This window comes from Stenotrophomonas sp. YJH_SMC_46, from assembly GCF_059370315.1.
Map to the genome: position 1 here is coordinate 757218 of NZ_JCAFTO010000003.1, position 22180 is coordinate 779397.

Sequence of the window (22180 nt, forward strand, 5' to 3'; positions counted from 1 at the left end):
ATCTACATCGCTTGGGTGCCGTTCCAGCGGCGAGCCGAATCGATATCGAGGGTGCTCGGGTTGAGGTTGTTCTACGTCCCTCGTATTTCAAATCGCGGGTACCTGCTTCCATTTAGTTACATTGTCCAGTCCGTTCGCACTGTCCATATTTTGTGGCGAAACAGGTCGTCGGAAAATGTGTGGGTCCAAGTACCTCCGACGTTCCTGGTTCACTTGTTGGCCCTGGTTCGGCCCCTGTTGCACAGGACCCGCTTTGTTTTAGATTGCCACAATTCAGCGTTTCGTGGGGTCTGGTCGAAGTTGCCTGGTGCATTTTGGCTTGCGGCGCGGCTTGGTCGTGTTGTTGTGCATAATCGGGAGATTTTGAAGGCGCTTGGAGCGTTCGCAGTTTCACCCGGGGATGCCTACGTGATAACTGACCCTCCGGCGCGCCTACAGGCTGCGGGGATGTGTTTCGGCGTCGTTCCGCCGGTTTCCGTTGTGGTTCCCTGTTCCTTTGCAGAAGATGAACCCATTGATGCAATCTTGGGGGCGGCTCAGCTTAGCCCTGAGATTACGTGGTTTATAACGGGTAGCCGAAAGAAAGCGCAAGCAAAAGGATTCGTAACCAATGCGCCGAGCAACGTTGTTTTCACTGACTACCTGTCTTTGGACTCATACAATGATCTTTTTTGTCGGGTCGGTGGTGTAATTGGCTTGACGACCATGGAGGGTATTCAGCTCAGTGTTGGGAATGAGGCAATTGGCGCCGGAAAGGCGCTATTGCTGTCCAGTACGGCGATTTTGAGGGCAATGTTCGCAGATGCGGCGTTGTTTACATCCAATGATGCCCAGCAATTGGCGATGAATGCCCGCAGGCTTCTGGAGGAGAAGGCGGTATTGGAAGCAAAGTCATTCGTTCTTAGTCGCCGGCGAGAGCAGGTGTGGATGACTGAAGCAAAGGCTGCGGGAGTTATATGATGAATTTCGCCAGGTGCATTGGTGACTACGGTTTGGTCGTCAGTGTTGTGCTTGTTCTCGGGCTTTGCTGGGCTCCGGGGCAGGTTTTTGCTGGCGATGACCAGAGCTGTCTCCAAGGCCTTGGCGCTTCCGCCGACAGCTTCGCATTCCCGTCTGTGCGGACGTTCTATACGCAGGATTCCAACTCGATTATTGACCACGAAAGCTATGCAGAGTACCGGGAGTCGATGGTGAAGGTGGATTCCCTTGCTACCAGGCTTGCCGATTGCGCGAATAGATATGTGGCAACGCGGGACGCCAGCAGCGCGGATGCGGTTCTTGCGGCACTAGTGACACTAGCGCGCAAGGGTCCAGTGCGGGGAGGGCAGAGGGGCTTTCAGGCCCGTGTTTCGGCAATGATGTATGGTCTGAGTTTCGCCGCAGCCTACGGACAGGTCCGCTCACACTGTCGGGCGGCTAGCTCATGCAGTGAGATTGATGCATGGATTGTCGCGGACGCGCGCGAGAGCTTGGATTTTTTCAGTCGCCGTTCCCCGAACAATCTGACTTACTGGGCAGCCACGCAAGCTATGCTGGCCGGTCGACTGGTGTCGCGTCCTGACCTCGTTGACAAAGGGGGAAGGGTGATCGCGCAAGGATGGTCGAGAATCTCCGAGAATGGTTTTGAAAGCGAGCGACGGGGTGCGAGGACTCGCTTCTACAATGAGTATGCTCTGGCCGCCCTTTCCTGGGGGACCGCATTTCAAGGGATTGATCAGTTGGAGATCACCTACAAGCAGAACTCGGGGCTGCGGTCGATGACGAGAAAACTTGCGGCAGGAGATAACGAGTTCAATCCGGGACAAGGCAAGCTGCCGACGCAGGACCAGACGAGGTATCCCGCCTGGTGTGCACCATGGTCGATTTCTGGCCTACTTTCGTGCCGCGGAGTTTCGGGCGCTGCCGGGTTCAATCGAATTCTTGGTGGCAACCCGGAACTGATGCTGAGATCAGCCTGGAATGATTGGGCGACTAGTCGCTGATCGTTCGAATATTGTCATAGAAGAAGCGTTCATCGCGATCACCGGTCATGCCGTACAGGCCGTACTTGCGGCCGAGCATGGCGCCACCATCGCGGATCAGTGGGTTCCAATTGAAGGCCGCACGGCCACGCGTGGAGCGTGGCAGGAATCCATCGAGCGGAATGCTGAAGTAGATACCCTTGTCGAAGCTGCCTTCACCGAAGTCGCGCGCCGAGACATTGGTCTTGGTCGCATACGCGCCCATTGTCACGCCGTTGTCGAATACGCGGGCCAGGTCCAGAGTGGCGCCCTTGTCGCCGGCCAGATACTGGCCGACCGACAGCGAGCCGATGATGCGTTCACGGGCGTCGAGGGCGTAATAGAACGTGGCGTGGCCGGTGGTGACGCGGTAGTCACGAAGGCCCCAGTGCTGGTCATAGTCGCGCTGTTGCACCCGGTTGAGATTTGCGCCAACCGCCCAGCGCTCGCCGCTTGGGCGATACAGCAGTTCGCCGCCTACGCCAGCATACATCCACTCCAGGTAGCCTGCGTAGGCGATGCCATACAAGTCCGGTGCCAGCCGCCCGGCGATGTTGGCCTGCAGGTTGGGCAGCATGATGTCGGAGGTGGTCAGGTACTGGCGGATGTCGGTACGTACACGCGGCAGGCGACTTGGGGCGTTGTACTTGAACTTGTGGTAGTTGTTGGTGACATCGGCACTGATGGTGCCGGTCAGCCAGATGTTGTCGCGCAGGAAAAGGCTGCCCGTATAGTTGGCTGCGACCTGGTACAGAATGAAGCCATCGGGGCCGCCAAGGTTCTGCCGGTAGCCGATGTTGAAGCCGCCGCCGAACGGGTTGCGCTTGGGTGTGTAAAGCGTTTCGCGCGCGCGCGCGTCAGGCGCCTGCAGTTCCGTGCTCCGCCGCAGTATGTCTTCGCTGACGGTGCCATCCAGATATCCCGCGAACGCTTCGCGGTTGATCGACAGATCGGCAATCGGCATGCCCACGCGGGTGGTACGCAGGGTGAACCAGTTGTAGTCATCGCCGGTCGCGTTGGCAAGAATGCGCGTGGCGCGTCCCAGGCCCTTGGCGGCATGCAGGTAGCGGGTCTGGTAACCGTCGACATACAGTTCGTCGCCGCGGCGCGAAATGCGTTCGACACGGAAGCCGGCATTGCGCTGCAGCTCGGTGCTGATCGCTGCCCAATCGGTGCTGGTGCCAGGTGCTTCACCAGAAGCGTCGCTGTTGGCAACTGATGCGCGCTGATCGACGGCGGTCGTCTCGGGCAGCAGTCGCTGCGGTGGCGGGTCGAACGGCTTCGGTGCAGCAGGCGCATTGCCCGGGTTGCCACGCAGGGTGAGCGAGAACATCGCCGCGTCGCCGCGCTCCCAGGCTGCAGTCAGCTCTACATTGCGGTTTGGCACATAGACCAGGCCCACGTTGAGGGGCGTGCGCTGGCGCAGGTTGTTGTTGCGGGGTTCGCGGCGGTAGTCGTTGCCGTCGTATTCGACTTTGAGCAGCAGCTCATCCATCGGCGTCTGGTAGGTGATGCCGCCAAAGATACCAACCGGGCCCTTGAACATGTTGCTCAGGCCGAACTTTCCGGCTTCGGTGGTACTGCTGATGGCTCCGCGGCGCCGATTCCTGAAACGATCATCAATCGCGCCAAGCGGATTGGAAAAGTCGCCACGGTTGCCAATATAGCCCGTGGCCAGTCCGATCGACGCGTCGATAGGGCCAAAGTTCTTGTTGGCTACCAGGTATTCGCTCGAAAAGAAGCCGGTGCCGCCGAAGTCACGCACGCCGAAGGCTACTTCTGGTAGCAGGCGGGACTCATCCCAAAGGCGCAGCTTGAAGTCGATCGACTTGTCCTTGTAATGCTGGTTGCCAGCATAGCTTCGTCCGTAATACAGACTATTGACGTTGATGTAACGGAACGAGGCCTCAAGCCACGGGAATGGCTGCATGGTCAGGTTATAGCGGGCGTACGGAGCGTTGTATGACGCCGTAAAGCTCAGGTCTCCGTCGCTTGCCATGCGCGCGGTAGGTGTCTGCAGAAGACCGATCCCACCCCATTCGTTGGCAGTGGGGGGCGGTGCCTCCTGGGCATGCAGTGCGCAGGACAGCGACAACGCAAGCGCGCTCAGTGCAAAACGGGCGGGGCGCACTGGGTGCGCGCGCAGGCAGGACTGGATCATCACGGGTTGACGGGCTGGGTGGCGATGAACGCGGCGAAATCGCTGTTGAACAGCGGGTCGATGCGCTTGATCAGGGAGGCGCGCACGGGCACGAAAACCGTACCCCCGGGCGCGACAGCCTGGGGATCTGCGCGGTTCCACAGGCCGATGCCCAACTGCTGGATTCGCCCGTCGGGCTGGATCACGTAGATGTCGTTGCGGTCGGCAAGGGGACTGGGATGACAGTCACGCAGATAGTCGCGTGCATCGCGATGCGGACCGTGTGGCAGCTCGCACTCCTGCTCCACTGCGCCCATGACAGTGACGGTGCGTGGCCGTAGCGGAAACCGCAGCCTGTCACCTGTGGCTAGCACCGGGTTGTTCGCAGGCTGGACCTGGATCAGTCGCGCGGGCCCGGAGATGGGCGTCCGGCCGGTGGCCGGATGTGTCTCCAGCCAGGTCTGCAATGCCTGCGCGAGCGTCACGACCTGTGCGTCGGCAGACTCTGCCAGCTGCCCGGCGCCATACTGCAGCCCCGCGCGCAGCCGCACCTGGGCCGGCAGGGCCTGCGGGCGTTCGAGACTTGCCCCCAGCAGGTAGGCGTCGGCCTTGGGACGGGCCAGCAGCAGGCCGTCGGCCAGACGGGCGCCGGTACGCAGCTCGTACTGCCCTGCTGCTTCAACGGCACCTTCGATATGTACCTGCGCGGCCTGGACGCCAGTGGCAGCGAACAGCGCGGCAAGCACTACCAGGTTGATAAATCTGAACGTCATGGCTCAGTCCTTGGCCGGGCGATAGGGTTTGAGCTGGGTCAGCTCAGCAACACGACCGGGCGCCAGATGCTGGCGGCTCTTCCAGATGAAGCCTGTGGCAGGATCGGCCCAGTAGACATTGCGGCCACTCATGCCACCGCCTTGCAGCTGCTCGTCGAACCGCTGCAGGGTCCGGCGCGAACCCAGTATCTCCACCTGCTCCAGTTCGCCCCTGCTCAGGATCCCGGTCACGGCTACGTCGACCTGGTAGGCGGGAATCCAGTCGTAGCGGCGCTGCACCGCAACGGGCGTGGTCACTGTACGCAGGTCATCGAACGGCGAGGGTCCATCGATACGCGCGTGCCATTGCTGCCCGAGGCCGCTGCCACCCAGCAGCAGGCCGTGGGCGTCCATTTCGAACACCGCATGTGAACCCGCGAACCACTGCTGGCGGCCTCCATCGACGTAGCCCAGAACAGCCACTGCGGTGAGGTCGGAAGTTTCCACCTGCATCTGCGGGAAGCGGTTGCTGGCCACGCCTTCTGCGGTCGCCTGTGCCGGGCGATGGGTGATCAGCCGGAAGGTATCCAGTGTGGAGCGGCTGCCGGTGGTGCACCCGGTGAACAGCAGGGCGGCGACGGCGACCAGCAACAGCGCGCCATGGGCGCGATGTGCAGGGCGGTGGCAGGCCGCATCCATGCGAGCCATGTCAGTTGTCCTTGATTTCGGTTCCGGTACGCGCCGCGTTGTACAGGATATTGGTGAAGGGCAGCAGCTGATTCACGAAGCGGTTCCAACGGCTGACGCCGGCTGCGCCGACAAATACGACGTCGCCCGGCTGCAGATGGAACTGACTGCCGGCGGCAAAAGCGGTCGGAGAGCGCGCCTCCAGCTGATAGACCATCGAGGGCTCCTGTTGCAGGTCCGTGCTGCCCCGGATGACATACACGGCATTGCCGTTTGCGGTCTGTTGAAGCAGGCCGCGAGCACGGCCGAGTGCCTGGTTCAGCGAGACATCACCGGTTCGGAAGCTGTAGGCGCCGGGCTGATTCACTTCGCCCACCACGAAGATCTCTTTGCGATCAAGGTAGGGCACGAAGATGGAGTCGCCATCCTTGAGGAGTAATTGGCGGCCGCCAAACTCGCGAGCCAGGGTTTCCAGGTTGATCGTGTAAGTGATGCCTTCCCGGCTGAGCTGGATGCCCGACAAGTCGGCCTGCTGGTTGTCCAGTCCGGATTGGCTGATAGCATCTGCCAGCGTCAGCGGCGAGGTGCCCAGAGCAATCGGCGAGGATCGCTGGGCAGCGCCTGTCACCCAGACCCGCTGGCTGCCATAGGTGAGGACGGATACGTCCACCTGGGGCGATTCCACGTACTTGGCCAAGCGGGTACTGATTTCCTCACGGAGCTGCATCGGCGTCTTTCCCGAGGCTGTGACCTTGCCGATGTATGGGTAGAACATCGTGCCGTCACTCTGCACAAGGCGCCCTGCCAGAGCACCCTGCTGCTGTGGACCGGCCGGCACGGTCAATTCAGGGTGATCCCATACGGTGACATAGAGAATGTCGCCGGCCCCGACCGTGTACGGTGCAGGCTGGTAATCGAACAACGCAGCTGGCAGTGAATTCTGCGTCCGCGCGGCGTTTTCCTGGGCGATCAGCTTCGGCGTGATGCTAACGATTTCCAGCTGACCATCGCCGCTCTTGCGGTCGACGGCAACGTCGCTGCGGCGCAGGTGCTGTCCCGGCGCAAGCGCACAGCTGGACAGTGCCAGTGCGGTCAACGCAGCGGCAAGGAGGCGAGGGGTGATGTTATTCATGGGGATGAGAGTCTGGCAGGCATAAAAAACCCCCGCCGGGCCGCGCCCGGCGAGGGCCTGAGTGGTACGCAGTGCGCTGATCAGCCGCCGGTGCCGCCTGTACCACCGGTGCCGCCCGTACCGCCCGTACCGCCGGTGCCCCCCGTACCAGGGCCGCCCGGACCCGGGCCGCCCGGATCAGTGCCGCCGCCGCCGTCATTGCTGCCGCTGGTGCTGTCGCCGCCGATGCTGTACGCAACGGCCGCGGCGGCCACGCCGATTACGGTGGTGCCCACGACAGCAGCGGTCGAGACGCCTGCAGCTTCCGCTCCGGCAACTTCCGCCGCAGTGGCCTCCGTGCCGGCCGTAGCCTGCGCTTCCTGCGCGAAACTCATCATCGGGGAGGCGGACAGGGCCGCCAGTGCCACAACTGCGATCGTCTTCTTGAACATGGGAGGCCTGCTCCGTCAGGGAAAATTCCTTTCACATGTTCTTCGGATGAATCCTTGCTGTCAAGGTTTGTGATTGCTATCGCCATGATGGCCGCTGACTGGGACCGAATGGCCGCGTAGGCCGGGGCGCTCGAACGCTTGCGCACGGCCGGACAGTGTCTTCGCCGCGGCCTTCACGATGTCATGGGTGTGCAAGTCTGCAAGCAGTATCGGGGAGGTCACGCCGGCGGCAATGGCCAGCAGCGCGGCGCGGCCACGCACGACCAGCGTGTTGCCCAGAGTATGTCCGCCACGCAGCACCCATGCCGACGCGGCCAGGCCGAAGCTGAGTCCCATGACGATTTCGGATGGGGAGTGGGCTCGCAATGGCAGTCGAGAGTAGCCGATCACGAGCGCTAGGCCTGCGCCCACGACGGCCCAGGCCCGCAGCTGTAGGCTGCGTCCGCTGGCTAGCAGCCAGAAGGCCACGGGATAGAGGGTGCTGGACATGGCAGCGTGCCCGGAGACGCCGGTGAAATCCAGATGCTTCAAGCCGAAACCCCAACCCATGAAGGCAATCTTGCTCGCTAGCGTGCTTGCGGCAACTACAATCATTGCCGCTGCCCAGCGCCATAGTAAGTGTCGGTGAGAAGGCGGCAGAAACAAGGCGAGTACAGCGGCAAACGGAAACAAGACGCGGCTGTCGCCGAGTGCAGACAGGCTCTGCCAGAAGGTCATCATGCGGCGACGGCAAGTGCAGCGGGGAGATGCGCACAGATTACTGACGGTGGGCGTACTGCAGAACGCCCGGCGCTTGGTCCATTCAGCCAGACGAGGTATCCTTCTCCGCTGCCAATGGCCCCGTAGCTCAGCTGGATAGAGCGTCCCCCTCCTAAGGGGAAGGTCGCCCGTTCGAATCGGGCCGGGGTCACCATCTGCTACAGCCGCATGGCAACCTCTCGCCGGACGGCAGCGGCAGGCAGTCCTCCCCAGACAGCCCAGCGCCGCCGCCGCGCAGGCCATGACGTGAATCCACGTGGGCGTGGCTGCCGGTCACGCACCCGATCAGTCGCGAAAACACCCGCTTCAGAGGGCGGGCTGACGGGGAAACGCGCCGAGGCCTTTGAACGAGGGGATTCCCGAAACCGGGCTGGGCTGGGTGCGGCGGCACACGGGGCGTGATGGCGGCGCGTCTGGAATCTATTGCCCTATGGCAGATCCCAAATGCGGCCGCGCAGCGTGTAGGCCTGGCGCAGATGACGCACCATGAACGCCATGAGCCCCCAGCTTCGCCCCGTCCAGCCGTCGCACTACGCCATCGTGGCCAACTGGCCTGAATCAGCCGAGGCGACCCGGCGCTGGGCAGGCCCCGGTGTGCCGTTTCCCCTGCTGCCGGAACGGTTCGCGCAGGTGCTCGAACTCGGGTCGTGCCCAGGCTGGGCGCTGCTGGACGAGCACGGTACCTGCGTTGGATTCGGCCAATACTGGATGACTGACGCCCGCACCGCACATCTGGGCCGCATCATCGTTTCCCCGCTGGCACGCGGGCGCGGCCTTGGCCGGCTGCTCATGCAGGCATTGAGTGCACAGGCCCTGGGCCAAGCGGATGTGCAGCAGCTCAGCCTGCGCGTCTATCGTGACAACACGGCTGCCGTGGCGCTGTACCGGGACCTCGGTTTCCAGCAGGTTGAAGCGTTCTCGACCCCCGACCTTCTGTTCATGCAGCGCACCTCGGGCTGAACGCTGTTCCGGCGTGGCGTCTTTCAGGGCACATCATTGCTCGCGGGATGACCACAAGCGGTTGGGGTGTCAGGGATGAGGGCAGTCGACCGCTGGACCGGCCTTCCTCAATCCTGCTTCAGCAGCTCCACCAGCTGGCGCAAACGATACGGCTTGGGCAGGAATTCCACCTGATCGGGCAATGGCGGCAGCTGCGAGCGCGCATATCCGGATGAGAGGATCATCCGCGCCTGCGGCTGTTCGCGCGCCACATGCTCGCTCAGCTCGATACCGGACATGCCGTTGGGCATGCTGACATCGCTGAACACCACGTCGAAGCGTGCGTCGCCTTTCAGCAACGCGGCGGCTTCATGGCCGTCGGCGGTGGTGGATACCTCGATGCCGAAATCGCGCAGGGCCATGCCGATCATCTCGCGCAGATCGTTCTGGTCCTCCACCATCAGTACGCGGATCGGTTCATCGGTCATCGGTTGCATCCTCTGTTGCGGGGAGTAGCAGGCTGACCGTGGTGCCGACACCGGGGGTGGTGGACACATCGACGAAGCCGCCGCTCTGGGTAGTGAATCCGAACACCTGGCTCAGGCCCAGGCCGCTGCCCTTGCCGATGTCCTTGGTGGTGAAGAAGGGCTCGCTGGCCCGCTCGGCGATGTCGGCGGCCATGCCGTGGCCTTCGTCGCAGACGCTGAGGGTGACATAGCCGCGTTGCAGCGTGGTGTCCGCATCCGGGTCGAGGCGATGTTCCAGTGCGGTGCCGATCAGGATGCGGCCGCCATCGGCGGTGGCCTCCACGGCATTGGCCACCAGGTTTGCCAGGGCGGTCTGCAATTGCATCGCATCGGTGCTCACCTGCGGCAGGCCGGGGGTGAGATGGGCATCCAGCGTCACCGTGGGCGGGCAGGCGCGTTGCAGGTCCGGCAGCCACTGCCGCACCAGCGTATTGATGTCCACCGGTTCGCGGATCAGGGTCTGGCCGGTGCTGAAGGCCAGCAGCTGGCGGGTCAGCAGCGCGCCACGGTCAGTGGCCGCCTGCGCGGCATCCAGCAGCTCGGCCGCGCGTGCATCGTCCCCGCTGACGCGCAGCGACAGCAGGTCCAGCGCGTTGCCGATGGTGGTCAGCAGGTTGTTGAACTCGTGCGACAGGCCGCGGCTGAGCCGGCCGACCGTTTCGAACTGCTGGGTATTGCGCAGCGCACGCTGGGCATCACGCAGCAGCCGTTGCGCCTGCCACTGCTCGGTGATGTCACGGGTGATCTTGACGAAGCCGAGCAGTTCGCCCGCTTCGACGACCGGCTCGATGACCACGCTGGCGCGGAACGACGAGCCATCACGGCGTACCCGCCAGCCCTCGCTGGCGACATGCCCTTGTTGCGCTGCGACGCGGAGCAGGCGCTGTGGTTCGCCGGCCTCGCGGTCGGCGGCCAGATAGAAGCGGCTGAAGTGGGTTCCCACCACTTCGTCGGCTGAATAGCCTTTGATGCGTTCGGCGCCGGGGTTCCAGCTGCAGACGATGCCTTCAGGATCAAGCAGGTACAGCGCATGATCGCGCACGCTGTCGATCAGCAGTCGCAGTTGTCGGGAAGGGTCCGTCAGCACGGACGTCGTACAGGCAGCTGCGTCCACGTGTAAATAAGTGTTACCCCTGTGAGGGACGTGAAGCTAGGCAGTCAAGTGTGAAGGATGCGTGCACACCTGACACGTGCCATTTGTCCTGTGCGGCTGAATGCGACACGGAGTACCATCTTCCACCCTTTGCCTTCTGGAACCGACCTGCATGCGTCCTGGTGCGACTACGCGTGACCGCTGGATCTGGATGACGTCCGCTGTGCTGCTGGCCGCGACCATCGCGTTGGAACTGGTCGTCCCGCTCGGCTATGCCGTATGGCTGGCCTACTTCCTGGCTGTTGGCGTCACGGTGTTCCAGCGCAGCGCGCGGGCGCCGTTCGTGGTGGCCCTGCTGTCCTGCCTCCTGCTGGTCATCGGCTTCAACGTCGCGCCCGCCAGTTCCAACTCGGCGTTCTCCTTCGTCAACCGGACCATTGGCGGCTGTGCCTTCCTGATGATCGCACTGATCGTCTCGCGCGCGATCCAGGCCCGGCGCCAGGCAATGCGCGCGCTCTGGCTGCAGGAAGCCGAGAACGCGGTGGCGACGAGCCTTCGCGGTGACCTGGGGCCGGAACAGATCGCCGAGGCTGCAGCGACAAGCCTGGCCGCGCAGCTCGGCGCGGAGGTAGGTGCGGTCTACCGACTGGAAGGCGGGCGGTTGCAGCTGACCGGTGGCGTCGCCTTGCCTGCGGGAACGCCAGCGTCGCTGGCCCTTCACGAAGGGCTGGCCGGGCAGGTCGCTCGTGATGAACGCATCCGCCACCTGCACGGCGATGATGCCGCCGTGCTTGAACTGCAGACCAGCCTCGGCCGGTTGCCGGTGCGCGAGCGCATCCTGGCGCCGATCAGCAGCGATGGCGCGGTGGTCGGGGTCATCGAGCTGGGTCGCGCCAAGGTGGGCGAACTGCGTGATCTGGATCGCGAACTTCTGGAGCGCTGTGCGGAGACCGTCGGCATGGCGCTGCGCGCATCGCTGCTGCGTGCGCAACTGGTGGTGCTGCTGGAAGAGTCGCAGCGCCAGGGTGAAGAGCTGCAGGCCCAGCAGGAAGAGCTGCGCGTGGCCAACGAAGAACTGGAAGAGCAGAGCCGCAGCCTGCTCCAGTCGCAGAGCCACCTGGAAGAGCAGCAGGCCGAGCTGGAACAGAGCAACGTGCAGCTGGAAGAGCGCACCCACGAGCTGGAGGCGCAGAAGCAGGCGCTGCTGGTGGCGCAGAGCCAGCTGGTGCGCAACAGCAACGAGCTGGCCGCGACCTCGCGCTACAAGTCCGAGTTCCTGGCCAACATGTCGCATGAGCTGCGCACGCCGCTGAACAGCTCGCTGATCCTGGCCAAGCTGCTGGCCGACAACAAGGATGGCACGCTCACCGAGGAGCAGGTGAAGTACGCGCGTGCGATCCTCTCGTCCAACAACGACCTGCTGGCGCTGATCAACGACATCCTGGACCTGTCGCGCATCGAGGCCGGCCACGTCGAACTGTCCGATGAAGTGGTGGTGGTCGAGAGCGCGCTGCAGCGCCTGCGCGAGACCTTCGAACCGATGGCGCGGCAGAAGGGCCTGGCGTTGCAGATCGAAGCCGACGCGCTGGCACCGACCCAGCTGGTGGTCGACAGCCAGCGGCTGCAGCAGATCCTGAAGAACCTGCTGGCCAACGCAGTGAAGTTCACCGAGCATGGAAAGGTCAGCCTGCACGTGCGTGCCGGCGGCAACGGCCGCATCCGGTTCGAGGTCTGCGACACCGGCATCGGCATTGCCCGCGAGCAGCTGGACGTCATCTTTGAAGCCTTCCGCCAGGCCGACGGCAGCACCCGCCGTCGCTACGGCGGTACCGGGCTGGGCCTGTCGATCTCGCGCGATCTGGCCGAGCGCATGGGCGGTGGCATCCAGGTCGACAGTGAGCCCGGACGCGGCAGCTGCTTCATCCTGGAGCTGCCGTTGCAGGGTGCGCCCGCCGCGAGCGCGGCTGACGCTGCCGAGGGTCCCTTGGCAGCGCCGCCGGCGGCACCGGCGGTGCTGCCAGCCGCGCCCGTGCGCGTTGCGAGCGCGGCAGCGCCGGTCACTGCGACGGCCGGCGTGGCCGACGACCGTGGTCGCCGGCAGCGCGCCGGTCGCCTGATCCTGGCGGTGGAGGACGATGCCACGTTTGCCGAAGCGCTGGTGGCCCTGGCCCATGAACTGGACTTCGATTGCGTGGTAGCGGGCACGGCGGAAGAGGCGCTGGCCCTGGCCAGCGAACTGCGCCCGAATGGCATCCTGCTCGACATCGGCCTGCCCGATGTGTCCGGGCTGAGCGTGCTGGAGCGGCTGAAGCGCAACCCGGATACCCGCCATATCCCGGTGCATGTGGTCTCGGCCACGGATCGCAGCCAGGTGGCGCGCGAGCTGGGCGCGATCGGGTTTGCGATCAAGCCGACCACGCGCGAGCGGCTGGTGACGGCCATCGAGCAGCTGGAACAGACCAGCCAACGCGACGTGCGGCGGCTGCTGATCGTCGAGGACGACAGCGAGCTGCGCCGCAACCTGGAACTGTTGCTGGGCCGCGACCAGCTGCAGATCGTCGCGGTGGGCACCTTGGCCGGCGCACTGGAACAGCTCAGCACGGTCACGTTCGACTGCATGGTGATGGACCTGTCGCTGCCCGACGGCAGTGGCTACGACCTGCTCGAGCACATGGCCGGCAACGACGATGTCGGTTTCCCGCCGGTGATCGTCTACACCGGTCGCGCGCTCAGCCGCGAGGAAGAGCAGCGCCTGCGTCGCTATTCCAAGAGCATCATCATCAAGGGCGCACGTTCGCCCGAGCGCCTGCTGGACGAGGTCACCCTGTTCCTGCACAGCGTGGAGGCCAGCCTGCCAACCGACCAGCAGCGCCTGCTGCGCGAGGCGCGCCGTCGCGATACTGTGCTCGACGGTCGGACGGTGCTGCTGGCCGAGGACGACGTGCGCAACATCTTCGCACTGTCCAGTGTGCTTGAACCGCTGGGCGTGACCCTGGAGATCGCGCGCAATGGCCAGGAAGCGGTGGATCGCCTGGCCGAGCGCGAGGTCGACCTGGTGCTGATGGACATCATGATGCCGGAGAAGGATGGGCTGGCCGCAATGCGCGAGATCCGCGCGCAACGCCACCTGCAGGACCTGCCGATCATCGCGCTGACCGCCAAGGCCATGCCGGACGACCGTGAGCGCTGCCTGCAGGCCGGTGCCAACGACTACATCGCCAAGCCCATCGACGTCGACAAGCTGGTATCGCTGTGCCGGGTCTGGTGCTCGCGGCAATGAACGAGCAGGCCCTGTTCGACCTGGAGCTGAAGGTGCTGCTGGAAGCGTTGTACCAGCGCTACCACTACGATTTCCGCAGTTACGCGGTGTCGTCGCTGCGCCGACGGATCCGCCAGGCCATGCAGCGCTATGAGTGCGGGCGGCTGGCCGATCTGCAGCACCGCCTGCTGCACGAGCCGGACCTGTTCGCGCAGGCGATGCAGTTCTTCACCGTGCAGGTCTCGGAGATGTTCCGTGACCCGGCCTATTTCCGTGAGCTGCGCGAGCAGGTAGTGCCGGTACTGCGCACCTATCCGTCGGTGAAGCTGTGGGTGGCCGGTTGCAGCACGGGCGAAGAAGTCTGGTCGCTGGCGATCCTGCTTCACGAAGAAGGCCTGCTCGAGCGCAGCATCGTCTACGCCACCGACATCAATCCAGCGGCGCTGGCCACCGCGGAAGCCGGGGCCTATGGCATCGACCGGATGGCGCAGTTCAGCCGCAACTATCTGGCGGCCGGTGGCGCCGCGTCGCTGTCCGATTACTACGCCACGGCTTACGATGGCGCGGTGTTCGATCGGCAGCTGCGCCGCAACGTGGTTTTTGCCGACCACAGCCTGGCCACCGACACGGTGTTCTCCGAAGTACACCTGGTGTCGTGCCGCAACGTGCTGATCTATTTCAACCGCGACCTGCAGGACCGCGCGGTGGGCCTGTTCCGTGAAGCGCTGGTGCACCGCGGCTTCCTGGGCCTGGGCAGCAAGGAGTCGCTGCAGTTCGGGTGCCACCACGATGCGTTCGAGGTCTGTTCGCGCGAGCATCGCCTGTACCGGAAGGTGGCCTGATGGCCACGCCGACACCCCCGGCCGTACTGGTGATCGGGGCTTCGGCCGGTGGCGTCGCGGCCCTGCAGGCGGTGCTCGGCGCGCTGCCCGCGACGCTGCCGGTGCCGGTGCTGGCGGTGCTGCACCTGCCACGCGATCGCAGCAGCCGCATCGCCGAAGTGCTGGCACCGTACTGCGCGCTGCCGGTGCGCGAGGCCGAAGACAAGCAGCCGTTGCTGCGTGGCACGGTGACCTTCGCGCCGCCGGATTACCACCTGCTGGTGGAAGACGCCGGCTCGCTGGCGCTGTCGGTGGACGCGCCGGTGCTGTTCTCGCGCCCGGCCATCGATCCGCTGTTCGAATCGGCAGCGGCCGTATTCGGCGACCAGGTGCTGGCCCTGCTGCTGACCGGCGCCAGCAGCGATGGCAGTGAAGGGGTGGCCGCAGTGCGTGGCGCCGGTGGTCGAGCCTGGCTGCAATGTCCCGAGGAGGCCGAGGCATCGATGATGCCGGCCTCCGCCCTGCAGCACGCTGGTGCCGATGCCGTGCTGCCCCTTGAACTGATGTGTCGTCGCCTGAAGGAGCTGTTTGCATGAACCTGTTGCCGCCGGACCCTGCGCAGTCGCAGTCCCCGGTCAACCTGCTGATCGTCGACGACGTGCCGCAGAATCTGGTGGCCATGCAGGCGCTGTTGCAGCGCGAGGGCGTGAACCTGCTGCTGGCCGGTTCGGGCGCGGAGGCGCTGGAGCTGCTGCTGGAGCACGAGGTGGCGCTGGCGTTGCTCGATGTACACATGCCCGAGATCGATGGCTTCACCCTGGCCGAACTGATGCGCGGCTCGCATCGCAGCCGCACGGTGCCGATCATCTTCCTGACCGCCTCGCCGGACGATCCGCTGCGTGCGTTCAAGGGCTACGAAACCGGTGCGGTGGATTTCCTGCACAAGCCGGTGGCACCACAGGTCATCCTGAGCAAGGTCAACGTCTTCATCGAGCTGTACCAGCAGCGCCAGCTGCTGAAGGCCCGCAACGAGGCGCTCGAGCGGGCGCTGAAGCTCAACGAGACGATGGCCGCCGTGTTGACCCACGACCTGCGCACGCCGCTGTCGGCGATCCTGTTGTGTGCCGACAAGCTGGCGCTGGAGCTTCCGGCGAACAACAGCAGCGCGCAGCAGACACTGGCGCATCTGGAGGCCAGTACCCTGCGCATGGCGCGGATGGTCGAGCAGTTGCTGGACTTTTCGCGGATCCGCAGTGGTGGCCTGCGGCTGCAGGCTACCGCCTGCGACCTGCGTGAGGTCACCCGTGCGGTGATCGCCGAAGCGGGCAGTGCCCACGGTCAGGAGCGCATTCGTTTCGACGCCGTCGGCGACACGCGCCTGCAAGGCGACATGGACCGCCTGGGCCAGATCGCAGCAAACCTGGTGGGCAATGCGTTGACGCATGGCAGCGAGGCACACGTGCAGCTGGATGGCAACGATGCCCGCGCGGTGGTGCTGCGGGTGAGCAATGCCGGCCATATCGATGACGCGCTGTTGCCGCGCTTGTTCGAGCCGTTCAAGGCCAGTTTCCACCAGAGCAAGGGACTGGGGCTGGGCCTGTACATCGTGGATCAGTTCGTGCGCGCGCACGGCGGCCGGATCGCGGCGCGCAACGAGGCAGGCCAGGTCGTGTTCGAGGCCGTGCTGCCGCGGCGGTGGGACGGGGCGGGCGCCATCGCAACCTGAATTCTTCAGGGAACGGGCGGGCGTATTGAGACGGGCTCGTCCGCAACTGCTACCGTGCGTTCACACCCAGCCAAGGAAGCACCATGCCATTGCGCGCCATCGCCTACATCAGCCGGGCGCTGCCGGAGCTCTCCAGCCAACGCCTGCAGGCGCTGGTCGAAGACGCTGCGCGTTTCAACAAGATGGCGGGGGTGACCGGAGTGCTGCTGCACGATGGCAATCGTTTCCTGCAGTACATCGAGGGGCCGCCGGATGGCATCGACTCGGTGTATGAGCGCATTCTCCAGGCCGGCAGTCACATCGACATCATCGAGCTGGCGCGAGGCCGCCTCGGCCAGCGCCAGTTTCCCTACTGGTCGATGCGGGCGTTGCCGGTGGAGGCAGCGCTGCTGCGCCAGTTGTCATCCAGCGACTGGGCCGGTTTCAGCCGGGCGCTGGAGGGGGATCGCGCGGCGCCGACACCGGTCGACCTGCTGGACACGGTGGTGCAGCCGGCGCTGCATGCCGGCTGACATTCAACCTCACGCCCGGCCGCAGTAGGCAGCGTGCAGGGCCTGCAGCACACCCAGCGCAGGCCCTTCGACCACCCGATAGTGGATCGCCTGTGCCTCGCGCCGGGTTGCCACGATCTTCATCGCGCGCAGTACCGCCAGGTGCTGGGACAGCGCCGACGCGCTCAGCCCGGTAAGCGCCTGCAGCTCCGCTACTGCCGCCTCGCCTTCGACCAGGCGGCACAACACCCGCAGCCGGGCGGGGTGGGCCAGGCCTTTGAGCAGCGTGGCTGCCTCTGAAGCGTGTTCGGCCATGGCTGCGCCGTCGGGCAGGGACCGGACCATGTTGACTCCTTTGTTTAGGATGATCTAATTTAGATTAGTCTAAATTAAAGAGCAATTCCATGTGCGGTGGCGAAGAGGGTGGGGCATGAACCTGCCCTGGGGTGCGGTCACCGGCGGCGCCTTGATCGGTGCCGCTGCGGTGCTGTTGCTGGCCAGCATCGGGCGCGTGGCGGGCATCAGCGGCATCGCCGCGGGCAGCCTGCGGGCAGCCGAAGGCGAGCGTGGCTGGCGCTGGGCATTCCTGGCCGGCCTGCTGGCATCGGCGGGGCTGGTGCTGTGGTGGCAGTCGGTGCCCGCGGCATCGCCACGCGCACTGCTGCGTGATGCATTGCCGGCCTGGCAGTTGGTCGGCGCCGGCCTGCTGGTCGGCTTCGGCACCCGCTTGGGCAGCGGCTGTACCAGTGGCCACGGCGTGTGTGGCCTGGCGCGCGGTTCGAAGCGATCGTCGCTGGCGGTGCTGTTATTCATGGCGTTCGCGATGCTGACGACCTTCCTGGCCCGGCACGGTGGAGCCCTGGCATGAGTCGTCCGAGGGCTGCTGCCGCTGTAGCGGGTGCGCTGTTCGGCGCAGGCCTGGCCCTTTCCGGCATGACCGATGCGCGTCGCGTGCTCGGCTTCCTTGATGTCACCGGGGATTTCGATCCCACCCTGCTATGGGTGCTGGGGTCGGCGCTGCTGGTCAGTGCGGCCGGCCAGCGCTGGGCGCTGCGGCGCGCGCGGCCGTGGTTCGCGATGCGCTTCCAGTTGCCCACCGCGCGCGATGTCGATACGCGTCTACTGCTGGGTGCCGCACTGTTCGGTATCGGCTGGGGATGGGCCGGCTACTGCCCGGGCCCGGCCATCGCGGGGCTGGCGGCGGCATCGCGCGAGGCGCTGTGGTTCGTGCCTGCCATGGTCCTGGGCTTCTGGGCGCACGATCGGTTCGTGCGCTGAGGCTTCACTCCGGTGTCACCCTGGATCGGATCAGATCATGCATCACGGGGAAAGGAGCGTAGTGCATGGCACGGATGAACTGGAAAGGAAAGGTAATGCTGGCCGTGGCGTTGGCGTCCGCGACCACGCCGGCACTGGCCTGCACGCGTGCGGTGTACCTGGGTGACAACGGCGATGTGATCACCGCGCGCTCGATGGACTGGAAGGTCGATGTGGCGACCAACCTCTACATACTGCCGCGCGGCATTGCGCGCACCGGCCAGGCCGGCCCGAAGTCGCTGGCGTGGACCGCGCGCTACGGCAGCGTGGTGGCCACCGGCTACGACGTGTCGACCACCGACGGCATGAACGAAAAGGGCCTGGTGGCCAACCTGCTGTGGCTGGTCGAATCGGAGTATCCGCAGAAGCGTGGCAACAAGCCGGGCCTGGCGATTTCGCTGTGGGCGCAGTATGTGCTGGACAACTTCGCTACCGTCGAAGAGGCGGTCACCGCGTTGAAGCGCGAGCCGTACTCGATCGTCACCGACAAGGTGCCCGGCGAAGACCGCCAGGCGACGCTGCACCTGTCGCTGTCCGATGCCAGCGGCGACAGCGCGATCGTCGAATACATCGGCGGTCGCCAGGTGATCCATCATGACCGGCGCTACCAGGTGATGACCAACTCGCCGATCTTCGAGCACCAGCTGGCGCTGAACAGCTATTGGCAGCAGATCGGTGGCACGGTGATGCTGCCCGGCACCAACCGTTCCGCCGACCGCTTCGCCCGCGCCTCGTTCTACATCAATGCCATTCCCAAGGTCGAAGACCCGGTGATGGCGTTGGCCAGCGTGTTCAGCGTGATCCGCAATGCATCGGTGCCGTATGGCATCACCACGCCAGGCGAGCCGAACATTTCTTCCACGCGCTGGCGCACCGTAGCCGACCACAAGCGGCGGTTGTACTTCTTCGAGTCGGCGTTGACCCCGAACACCTTCTGGGTTGATCTGAACAAGGTCGACTTCGGCGGCCAGGTCCTCAAGCTGGACCTCGGCAAGGACCAGCGCAACACCTTTGCCGGCGATGCGCTGGGCCAGTTCGTACCCAGCGCACCGTTCACCTTCCTCGGCGTCGACGGTTAGTTCGACGCCTGGCTGGAAGCCGGATAGACCGCCTGGATCGTGCAGCCGCCGTGGGTGTACTGCGGCAGCGGCGCCAGTGCATCGTTGCGCAGGTCACCCTTCTCGAATCCGGCGGTAAGGATGCGATCGCCCGGATTGCCACAGATCAGGCCGTTCTGCATGCCGGAGTGGAAGCTCAGCTGTGGCGCACGGTCGAGCTGGCGGCAGTGGCTGCCAAGCTCCACGCGATAGTAGCGGTGACCACCATTGCGATGCGGATTGGTCTCCACCAGCATGCCCTGCGGGTCGGACGACCACGCGCGCACGTTGCGCGTGGCAAAGCAGTACGACGGCGAACCACCGAAACTGCGGCGGATGTCCCTGCGCTCGCGGATGGTCAGGGCGGGCAGGGTGGCCATGCGCAGGCGGTCGCTGTCGCGGGCCACGTTGGCGTAGTCGCGATCCTGCACGGGGGTCACCGCGCTGATCGCGCAGGCGCGGCCATCGACCACCACACGCTCGCTGGGGCGACCGCAGGCCCAGCCAGCGGGCGCCTCAAGTTTCAGCGTGGTGGCACCGCGGACGCCGGGGCACTCCTCGCTGAAGTCGATCCGATAAGCCTGGCCCGAGGCGGCTCGCAGGGCGATTGAACGCGGTGACGCCTGCTCCACTTCCTGGACGCCGACCGCGTCCATGCAGTGCGGCGCCGGTGGGGTACGTTCCTGCGCGGAGGCCGAGGCGGTGAGCGCCAGGCCGAGGCTGGTGGCAAGCACCAGGGACAGCTGCTGATGGGTCATGACCTGCACTCCCTGCGTTGGATGACGGACCGACTATAGCAGCGGTTTGCACGGCCGTTGTTACACGCGCACACTGCCCGGATGGGCGCCATCTTCCATCTGCGGCACTACGGGCAGGCCACCGGCCTGGACCGCCATGACTACGCGCAGTGGGTTCTGCCGCTGCAGGGCGAGCTGCAGTTCGAGATGGAAGGGCGCGGCGGTCGGCTGGACCTGCTGCAGGGGGTATTTGTTGCTGCCGGCGAAGCGCATGACCAGATGGCGGACGGCCCCAATGGTTTCGTGATCGTTGATTGTCCTCCAGGCGTGCTTGATGACGGCACGCAGGAGCATCTGTGCCGGCAGCGCTGGCTGCATCTGCCACTGGCGTTGCGCCGGTGCCTGGCCGACGTGCAGACAGGGCAGCCGATGCCGGCGCTGCTGCCGCAGCTGCTGCAGGTGTTTGCACCGGCGGGCAGTGGCGCGCGCATGCAGGGCCTGTGTGCGGCGGTACAGGCCGACCCCGGCCGGGCCTGGCCGGTTGCCCGGATGGCCGGATTTGTCGGTGTCAGCGAGAGCCGGTTGCACGCATTGTTCCAGCGCGAGTTCGGGCTGAGCCCGCAGGCCTGGCTCAGCGCGTGCCGGCTGCGCTGGGCCAAGCACCAGCTTCGCACCAGTACGGCGCCGATCAGCGATATCGCGCTGGCCGCAGGCTATTCCGAGCAGAGCGCACTGACCCGTGCGCTGCGCCGCGAGTGTGGCCAGACCCCGGCTGCGTGGCGCAGGAGCGCCGGCTGATCTATAGAGCCGAGCCCACGCTCGGCTGCCCTTATCTGCACAGCGGCCAATCGCAGCCGAGCATTGGCTCGGCTCTACAGAGATGACAAGGCAATAGCCTGGGTCAAGAGCCCCTACCGGCCAGCGCTTACACTGCGCGGCCTGGTCTCTCTCCCCCGAAGAACCCGAATGCGCAACAACCCTATGGCCCTGGGCATCGCCAATGGCGTTGCCGCTGGCGCACTGTGGGGCGTGGTTTTCCTCGCGCCCGCCGTGCTGCAGTCGTTCAACGCCCTGCAACTGTCGGCCGGTCGCTATCTGGTCTACGGCCTGATCGCCGTAGCCCTGCTGCTGCCGCGATGGAAGCGGCTGGCGCCGCGGCTGGGCCGCGCCGAATGGATCGGCCTGCTGTGGCTGAGCCTGGCAGGCAACCTGGTCTATTTCCTGCTGCTGGCCGTGGCGGTGCAGTGGGCTGGTGGCGCTGCAGCCTCCTTGATTGTTGGCCTGATCCCGGTGGTGGTCACCCTCGTTGGCGTGCGCGAGCAGGGGGCGGTGCCGCTGAGGCAGCTGCTGCCGGCGCTGGGCCTGTGCGTGCTCGGCGTGGGACTGGTTGGCTGGGAAGCGCTGATGTCCGAGCATCTGGCCACCCCGTGGCGGCAGCGCCTGATCGGCCTGCTGTGCGCGTTCGGCGCGCTGTTCTCGTGGGCGCTGTACTCGATCGGCAACAGCCGCTGGCTGGCGCGCAGGCCGGACCTGTCCAGCCATGACTGGTCGCTGCTGACCGGCGTCACTACCGGCGGCCTGGCCCTGCTGCTGGTGCCGATGGCCTTCATCGGTCACACCGGCAGCCATTCGGCGGCGCAGTGGAGTGGGTTCTGGGCGATCAGCGCCGGTGTGGCAGTGGTGGCCTCGATCCTCGGCAACGCATTCTGGAACCGCGCCAGCCGCCTGCTGCCGCTGACCCTGACTGGCCAGATGATCGTGTTCGAGACGCTGTTCGCACTGCTGTATGCCTTCGCCTGGCAACAGCGCTGGCCGACGCTGCTGGAAGCACTGGCGATCGTGATGCTGATGGCCGGCGTGATGCTGTGCGCGCATGCCCATCGCACGCCGCGGGCGATCGCCGAACATGCCGGCTGAATCCGGTCGACAAGCGTGCTGATGCGCGCTTGGTCTCAGTTGCAACCAAATGTACGCACGTTAGCCGATGATCGCGGGAGTGGTCTTTTGCGGTGCAACACTTGACAGCAGGCCCATGCGCAGTGTTTTCTGTGCGCCATGGTCCTTGATGCCGCCCACGCCAGCCTGATCGCCCCCGCCACTGCGGGCCGTTCGACTGCGCCGGTCGCCACCACCACCATTACCACCACCACCGTCACCACTGCCCTGGTGCGGCCCGTCGTCTTCGTGTAACTCCCGAAAACCACGGCCCCGCACCATCCAGGTGGCGGGGAAACTCGACACCTGCATGCGACGGGGCCTCCTGCCGAGGTCT

Annotated in this window: 24 protein-coding genes and 1 tRNA gene; 14 read left to right on the forward strand and 11 right to left on the reverse strand. The window is 65.2% G+C overall.

Annotated features, from left to right (window positions below):
* The first annotated feature begins 216 nt into the window (after nucleotides 1-216).
* Nucleotides 217-960, forward strand: coding sequence for a hypothetical protein (locus AC5P8C_RS13085; RefSeq protein ID WP_495218903.1), 744 nt, complete (start codon nucleotides 217-219; stop codon nucleotides 958-960).
* Entirely contained in the window at nucleotides 960-1982 is a 1023-nt protein-coding gene (locus tag AC5P8C_RS13090; protein ID WP_495218904.1) for an alginate lyase family protein, read from the forward strand. Before AC5P8C_RS13085 ends, AC5P8C_RS13090 begins: the two co-directional genes overlap by 1 nt.
* On the opposite strand, the gene AC5P8C_RS13095 is transcribed toward AC5P8C_RS13090, so the two are convergent.
* From AC5P8C_RS13095 to AC5P8C_RS13120, 6 genes are all read right to left on the reverse strand, one after another.
* Entirely contained in the window at nucleotides 1972-4161 is a 2190-nt protein-coding gene (locus tag AC5P8C_RS13095; RefSeq protein WP_495218905.1) for a YjbH domain-containing protein, read from the reverse strand. The two genes, AC5P8C_RS13090 and AC5P8C_RS13095, sit on opposite strands and share 11 nt — an antisense overlap.
* A complete protein-coding gene (locus AC5P8C_RS13100; RefSeq protein WP_058982653.1) occupies nucleotides 4161-4913 on the reverse strand; it encodes a capsule biosynthesis GfcC family protein in 753 nt (250 codons plus the stop codon). The genes AC5P8C_RS13095 and AC5P8C_RS13100 overlap by 1 nt, the downstream gene beginning before the upstream one ends.
* Before the next feature lie 3 nt (nucleotides 4914-4916).
* Entirely contained in the window at nucleotides 4917-5600 is a 684-nt protein-coding gene (locus AC5P8C_RS13105; protein ID WP_495218906.1) for a YjbF family lipoprotein, read from the reverse strand.
* Nucleotide 5601: 1 nt separating this feature from the next.
* The gene (locus tag AC5P8C_RS13110; RefSeq protein WP_058982655.1) at nucleotides 5602-6711 is read right to left on the reverse strand and encodes a polysaccharide biosynthesis/export family protein; all 1110 of its coding nucleotides are present in this window, start codon (nucleotides 6709-6711) and stop codon (nucleotides 5602-5604) included.
* 80 nt (nucleotides 6712-6791) lie between these two features.
* Nucleotides 6792-7142 (reverse strand): hypothetical protein, encoded by a 351-nt coding sequence (locus tag AC5P8C_RS13115; protein ID WP_167649925.1) that lies wholly within the window; start codon nucleotides 7140-7142, stop codon nucleotides 6792-6794.
* Nucleotides 7143-7202: 60 nt separating this feature from the next.
* Nucleotides 7203-7862 (reverse strand): phosphatase PAP2 family protein, encoded by a 660-nt coding sequence (locus tag AC5P8C_RS13120; protein ID WP_495218907.1) that lies wholly within the window; start codon nucleotides 7860-7862, stop codon nucleotides 7203-7205.
* A 116-nt stretch (nucleotides 7863-7978) separates the two neighbouring features.
* Here AC5P8C_RS13120 and AC5P8C_RS13125 point away from each other — a divergent pair.
* Together AC5P8C_RS13125 and AC5P8C_RS13130 are read left to right on the forward strand one after the other, a co-directional pair.
* A tRNA-Arg gene (locus AC5P8C_RS13125) sits at nucleotides 7979-8055 on the forward strand.
* A gap of 341 nt (nucleotides 8056-8396) precedes the next feature.
* Nucleotides 8397-8861, forward strand: a complete 465-nt coding sequence (locus tag AC5P8C_RS13130) for a GNAT family N-acetyltransferase (RefSeq protein WP_495218928.1) — start codon at nucleotides 8397-8399, stop codon at nucleotides 8859-8861.
* A gap of 107 nt (nucleotides 8862-8968) precedes the next feature.
* Here the strand turns inward: AC5P8C_RS13130 and AC5P8C_RS13135 are convergent, their stop codons facing one another.
* Nucleotides 8969-9328, reverse strand: a complete 360-nt coding sequence (locus tag AC5P8C_RS13135) for a response regulator (RefSeq protein ID WP_021202849.1) — start codon at nucleotides 9326-9328, stop codon at nucleotides 8969-8971.
* Nucleotides 9318-10481: a two-component system sensor histidine kinase NtrB gene (locus AC5P8C_RS13140; protein WP_495218908.1), complete on the reverse strand. Its 1164-nt coding sequence runs from the start codon at nucleotides 10479-10481 to the stop codon at nucleotides 9318-9320. Before AC5P8C_RS13140 ends, AC5P8C_RS13135 begins: the two co-directional genes overlap by 11 nt.
* 151 nt (nucleotides 10482-10632) lie before the next feature.
* On the opposite strand from AC5P8C_RS13140, the gene AC5P8C_RS13145 reads away from it, so the two are divergent.
* The 5 genes from AC5P8C_RS13145 to AC5P8C_RS13165 all read left to right on the forward strand — a co-directional run bounded on the left by AC5P8C_RS13145 (nucleotide 10633) and on the right by AC5P8C_RS13165 (nucleotide 16778).
* A complete protein-coding gene (locus AC5P8C_RS13145) occupies nucleotides 10633-13740 on the forward strand; it encodes a response regulator (RefSeq protein ID WP_233652916.1) in 3108 nt (1035 codons plus the stop codon).
* On the forward strand, nucleotides 13737-14561 hold the full coding sequence (locus AC5P8C_RS13150; RefSeq protein ID WP_019661396.1) for a CheR family methyltransferase: 825 nt from the start codon (nucleotides 13737-13739) through the stop codon (nucleotides 14559-14561). The genes AC5P8C_RS13145 and AC5P8C_RS13150 overlap by 4 nt, the downstream gene beginning before the upstream one ends.
* Nucleotides 14561-15136 carry a chemotaxis protein CheB gene (locus tag AC5P8C_RS13155; protein ID WP_019661397.1) on the forward strand — a complete coding sequence of 192 codons (576 nt, stop codon included), beginning with the start codon at nucleotides 14561-14563 and terminating at the stop codon, nucleotides 15134-15136. Before AC5P8C_RS13150 ends, AC5P8C_RS13155 begins: the two co-directional genes overlap by 1 nt.
* Entirely contained in the window at nucleotides 15133-16266 is a 1134-nt protein-coding gene (locus AC5P8C_RS13160) for a hybrid sensor histidine kinase/response regulator (RefSeq protein ID WP_019661398.1), read from the forward strand. The genes AC5P8C_RS13155 and AC5P8C_RS13160 overlap by 4 nt, the downstream gene beginning before the upstream one ends.
* A gap of 83 nt (nucleotides 16267-16349) precedes the next feature.
* Nucleotides 16350-16778 (forward strand): BLUF domain-containing protein, encoded by a 429-nt coding sequence (locus AC5P8C_RS13165; protein WP_019661399.1) that lies wholly within the window; start codon nucleotides 16350-16352, stop codon nucleotides 16776-16778.
* A gap of 9 nt (nucleotides 16779-16787) precedes the next feature.
* Here the strand turns inward: AC5P8C_RS13165 and AC5P8C_RS13170 are convergent, their stop codons facing one another.
* The gene (locus AC5P8C_RS13170; RefSeq protein WP_019661400.1) at nucleotides 16788-17102 is read right to left on the reverse strand and encodes an ArsR/SmtB family transcription factor; all 315 of its coding nucleotides are present in this window, start codon (nucleotides 17100-17102) and stop codon (nucleotides 16788-16790) included.
* Between the two features lie 85 nt (nucleotides 17103-17187).
* On the opposite strand from AC5P8C_RS13170, the gene AC5P8C_RS13175 reads away from it, so the two are divergent.
* The 3 genes from AC5P8C_RS13175 (at nucleotide 17188) to AC5P8C_RS13185 (ending at nucleotide 19153) form a co-directional block, all read left to right on the forward strand.
* Nucleotides 17188-17625, forward strand: coding sequence for a YeeE/YedE family protein (locus AC5P8C_RS13175; protein WP_019661401.1), 438 nt, complete (start codon nucleotides 17188-17190; stop codon nucleotides 17623-17625).
* The gene (locus AC5P8C_RS13180; RefSeq protein ID WP_019661402.1) at nucleotides 17622-18035 is read left to right on the forward strand and encodes a DUF6691 family protein; all 414 of its coding nucleotides are present in this window, start codon (nucleotides 17622-17624) and stop codon (nucleotides 18033-18035) included. Before AC5P8C_RS13175 ends, AC5P8C_RS13180 begins: the two co-directional genes overlap by 4 nt.
* A 65-nt stretch (nucleotides 18036-18100) precedes the next feature.
* On the forward strand, nucleotides 18101-19153 hold the full coding sequence (locus AC5P8C_RS13185; protein WP_019661403.1) for a linear amide C-N hydrolase: 1053 nt from the start codon (nucleotides 18101-18103) through the stop codon (nucleotides 19151-19153).
* Here AC5P8C_RS13185 and AC5P8C_RS13190 read toward each other — a convergent pair.
* A complete protein-coding gene (locus tag AC5P8C_RS13190) occupies nucleotides 19150-19929 on the reverse strand; it encodes a DUF6491 family protein (protein WP_019661404.1) in 780 nt (259 codons plus the stop codon). The two genes, AC5P8C_RS13185 and AC5P8C_RS13190, sit on opposite strands and share 4 nt — an antisense overlap.
* Before the next feature lie 81 nt (nucleotides 19930-20010).
* Between AC5P8C_RS13190 and AC5P8C_RS13195 the strand changes: the two genes are divergently transcribed.
* Nucleotides 20011-20706, forward strand: a complete 696-nt coding sequence (locus tag AC5P8C_RS13195; protein WP_019661405.1) for a helix-turn-helix transcriptional regulator — start codon at nucleotides 20011-20013, stop codon at nucleotides 20704-20706.
* A gap of 168 nt (nucleotides 20707-20874) precedes the next feature.
* A complete protein-coding gene (locus AC5P8C_RS13200; RefSeq protein WP_019661406.1) occupies nucleotides 20875-21825 on the forward strand; it encodes a DMT family transporter in 951 nt (316 codons plus the stop codon).
* A gap of 60 nt (nucleotides 21826-21885) precedes the next feature.
* Here the strand turns inward: AC5P8C_RS13200 and AC5P8C_RS13205 are convergent, their stop codons facing one another.
* Nucleotides 21886-22155: a hypothetical protein gene (locus AC5P8C_RS13205; protein WP_195670307.1), complete on the reverse strand. Its 270-nt coding sequence runs from the start codon at nucleotides 22153-22155 to the stop codon at nucleotides 21886-21888.
* Nucleotides 22156-22180 lie beyond the last annotated feature (25 nt).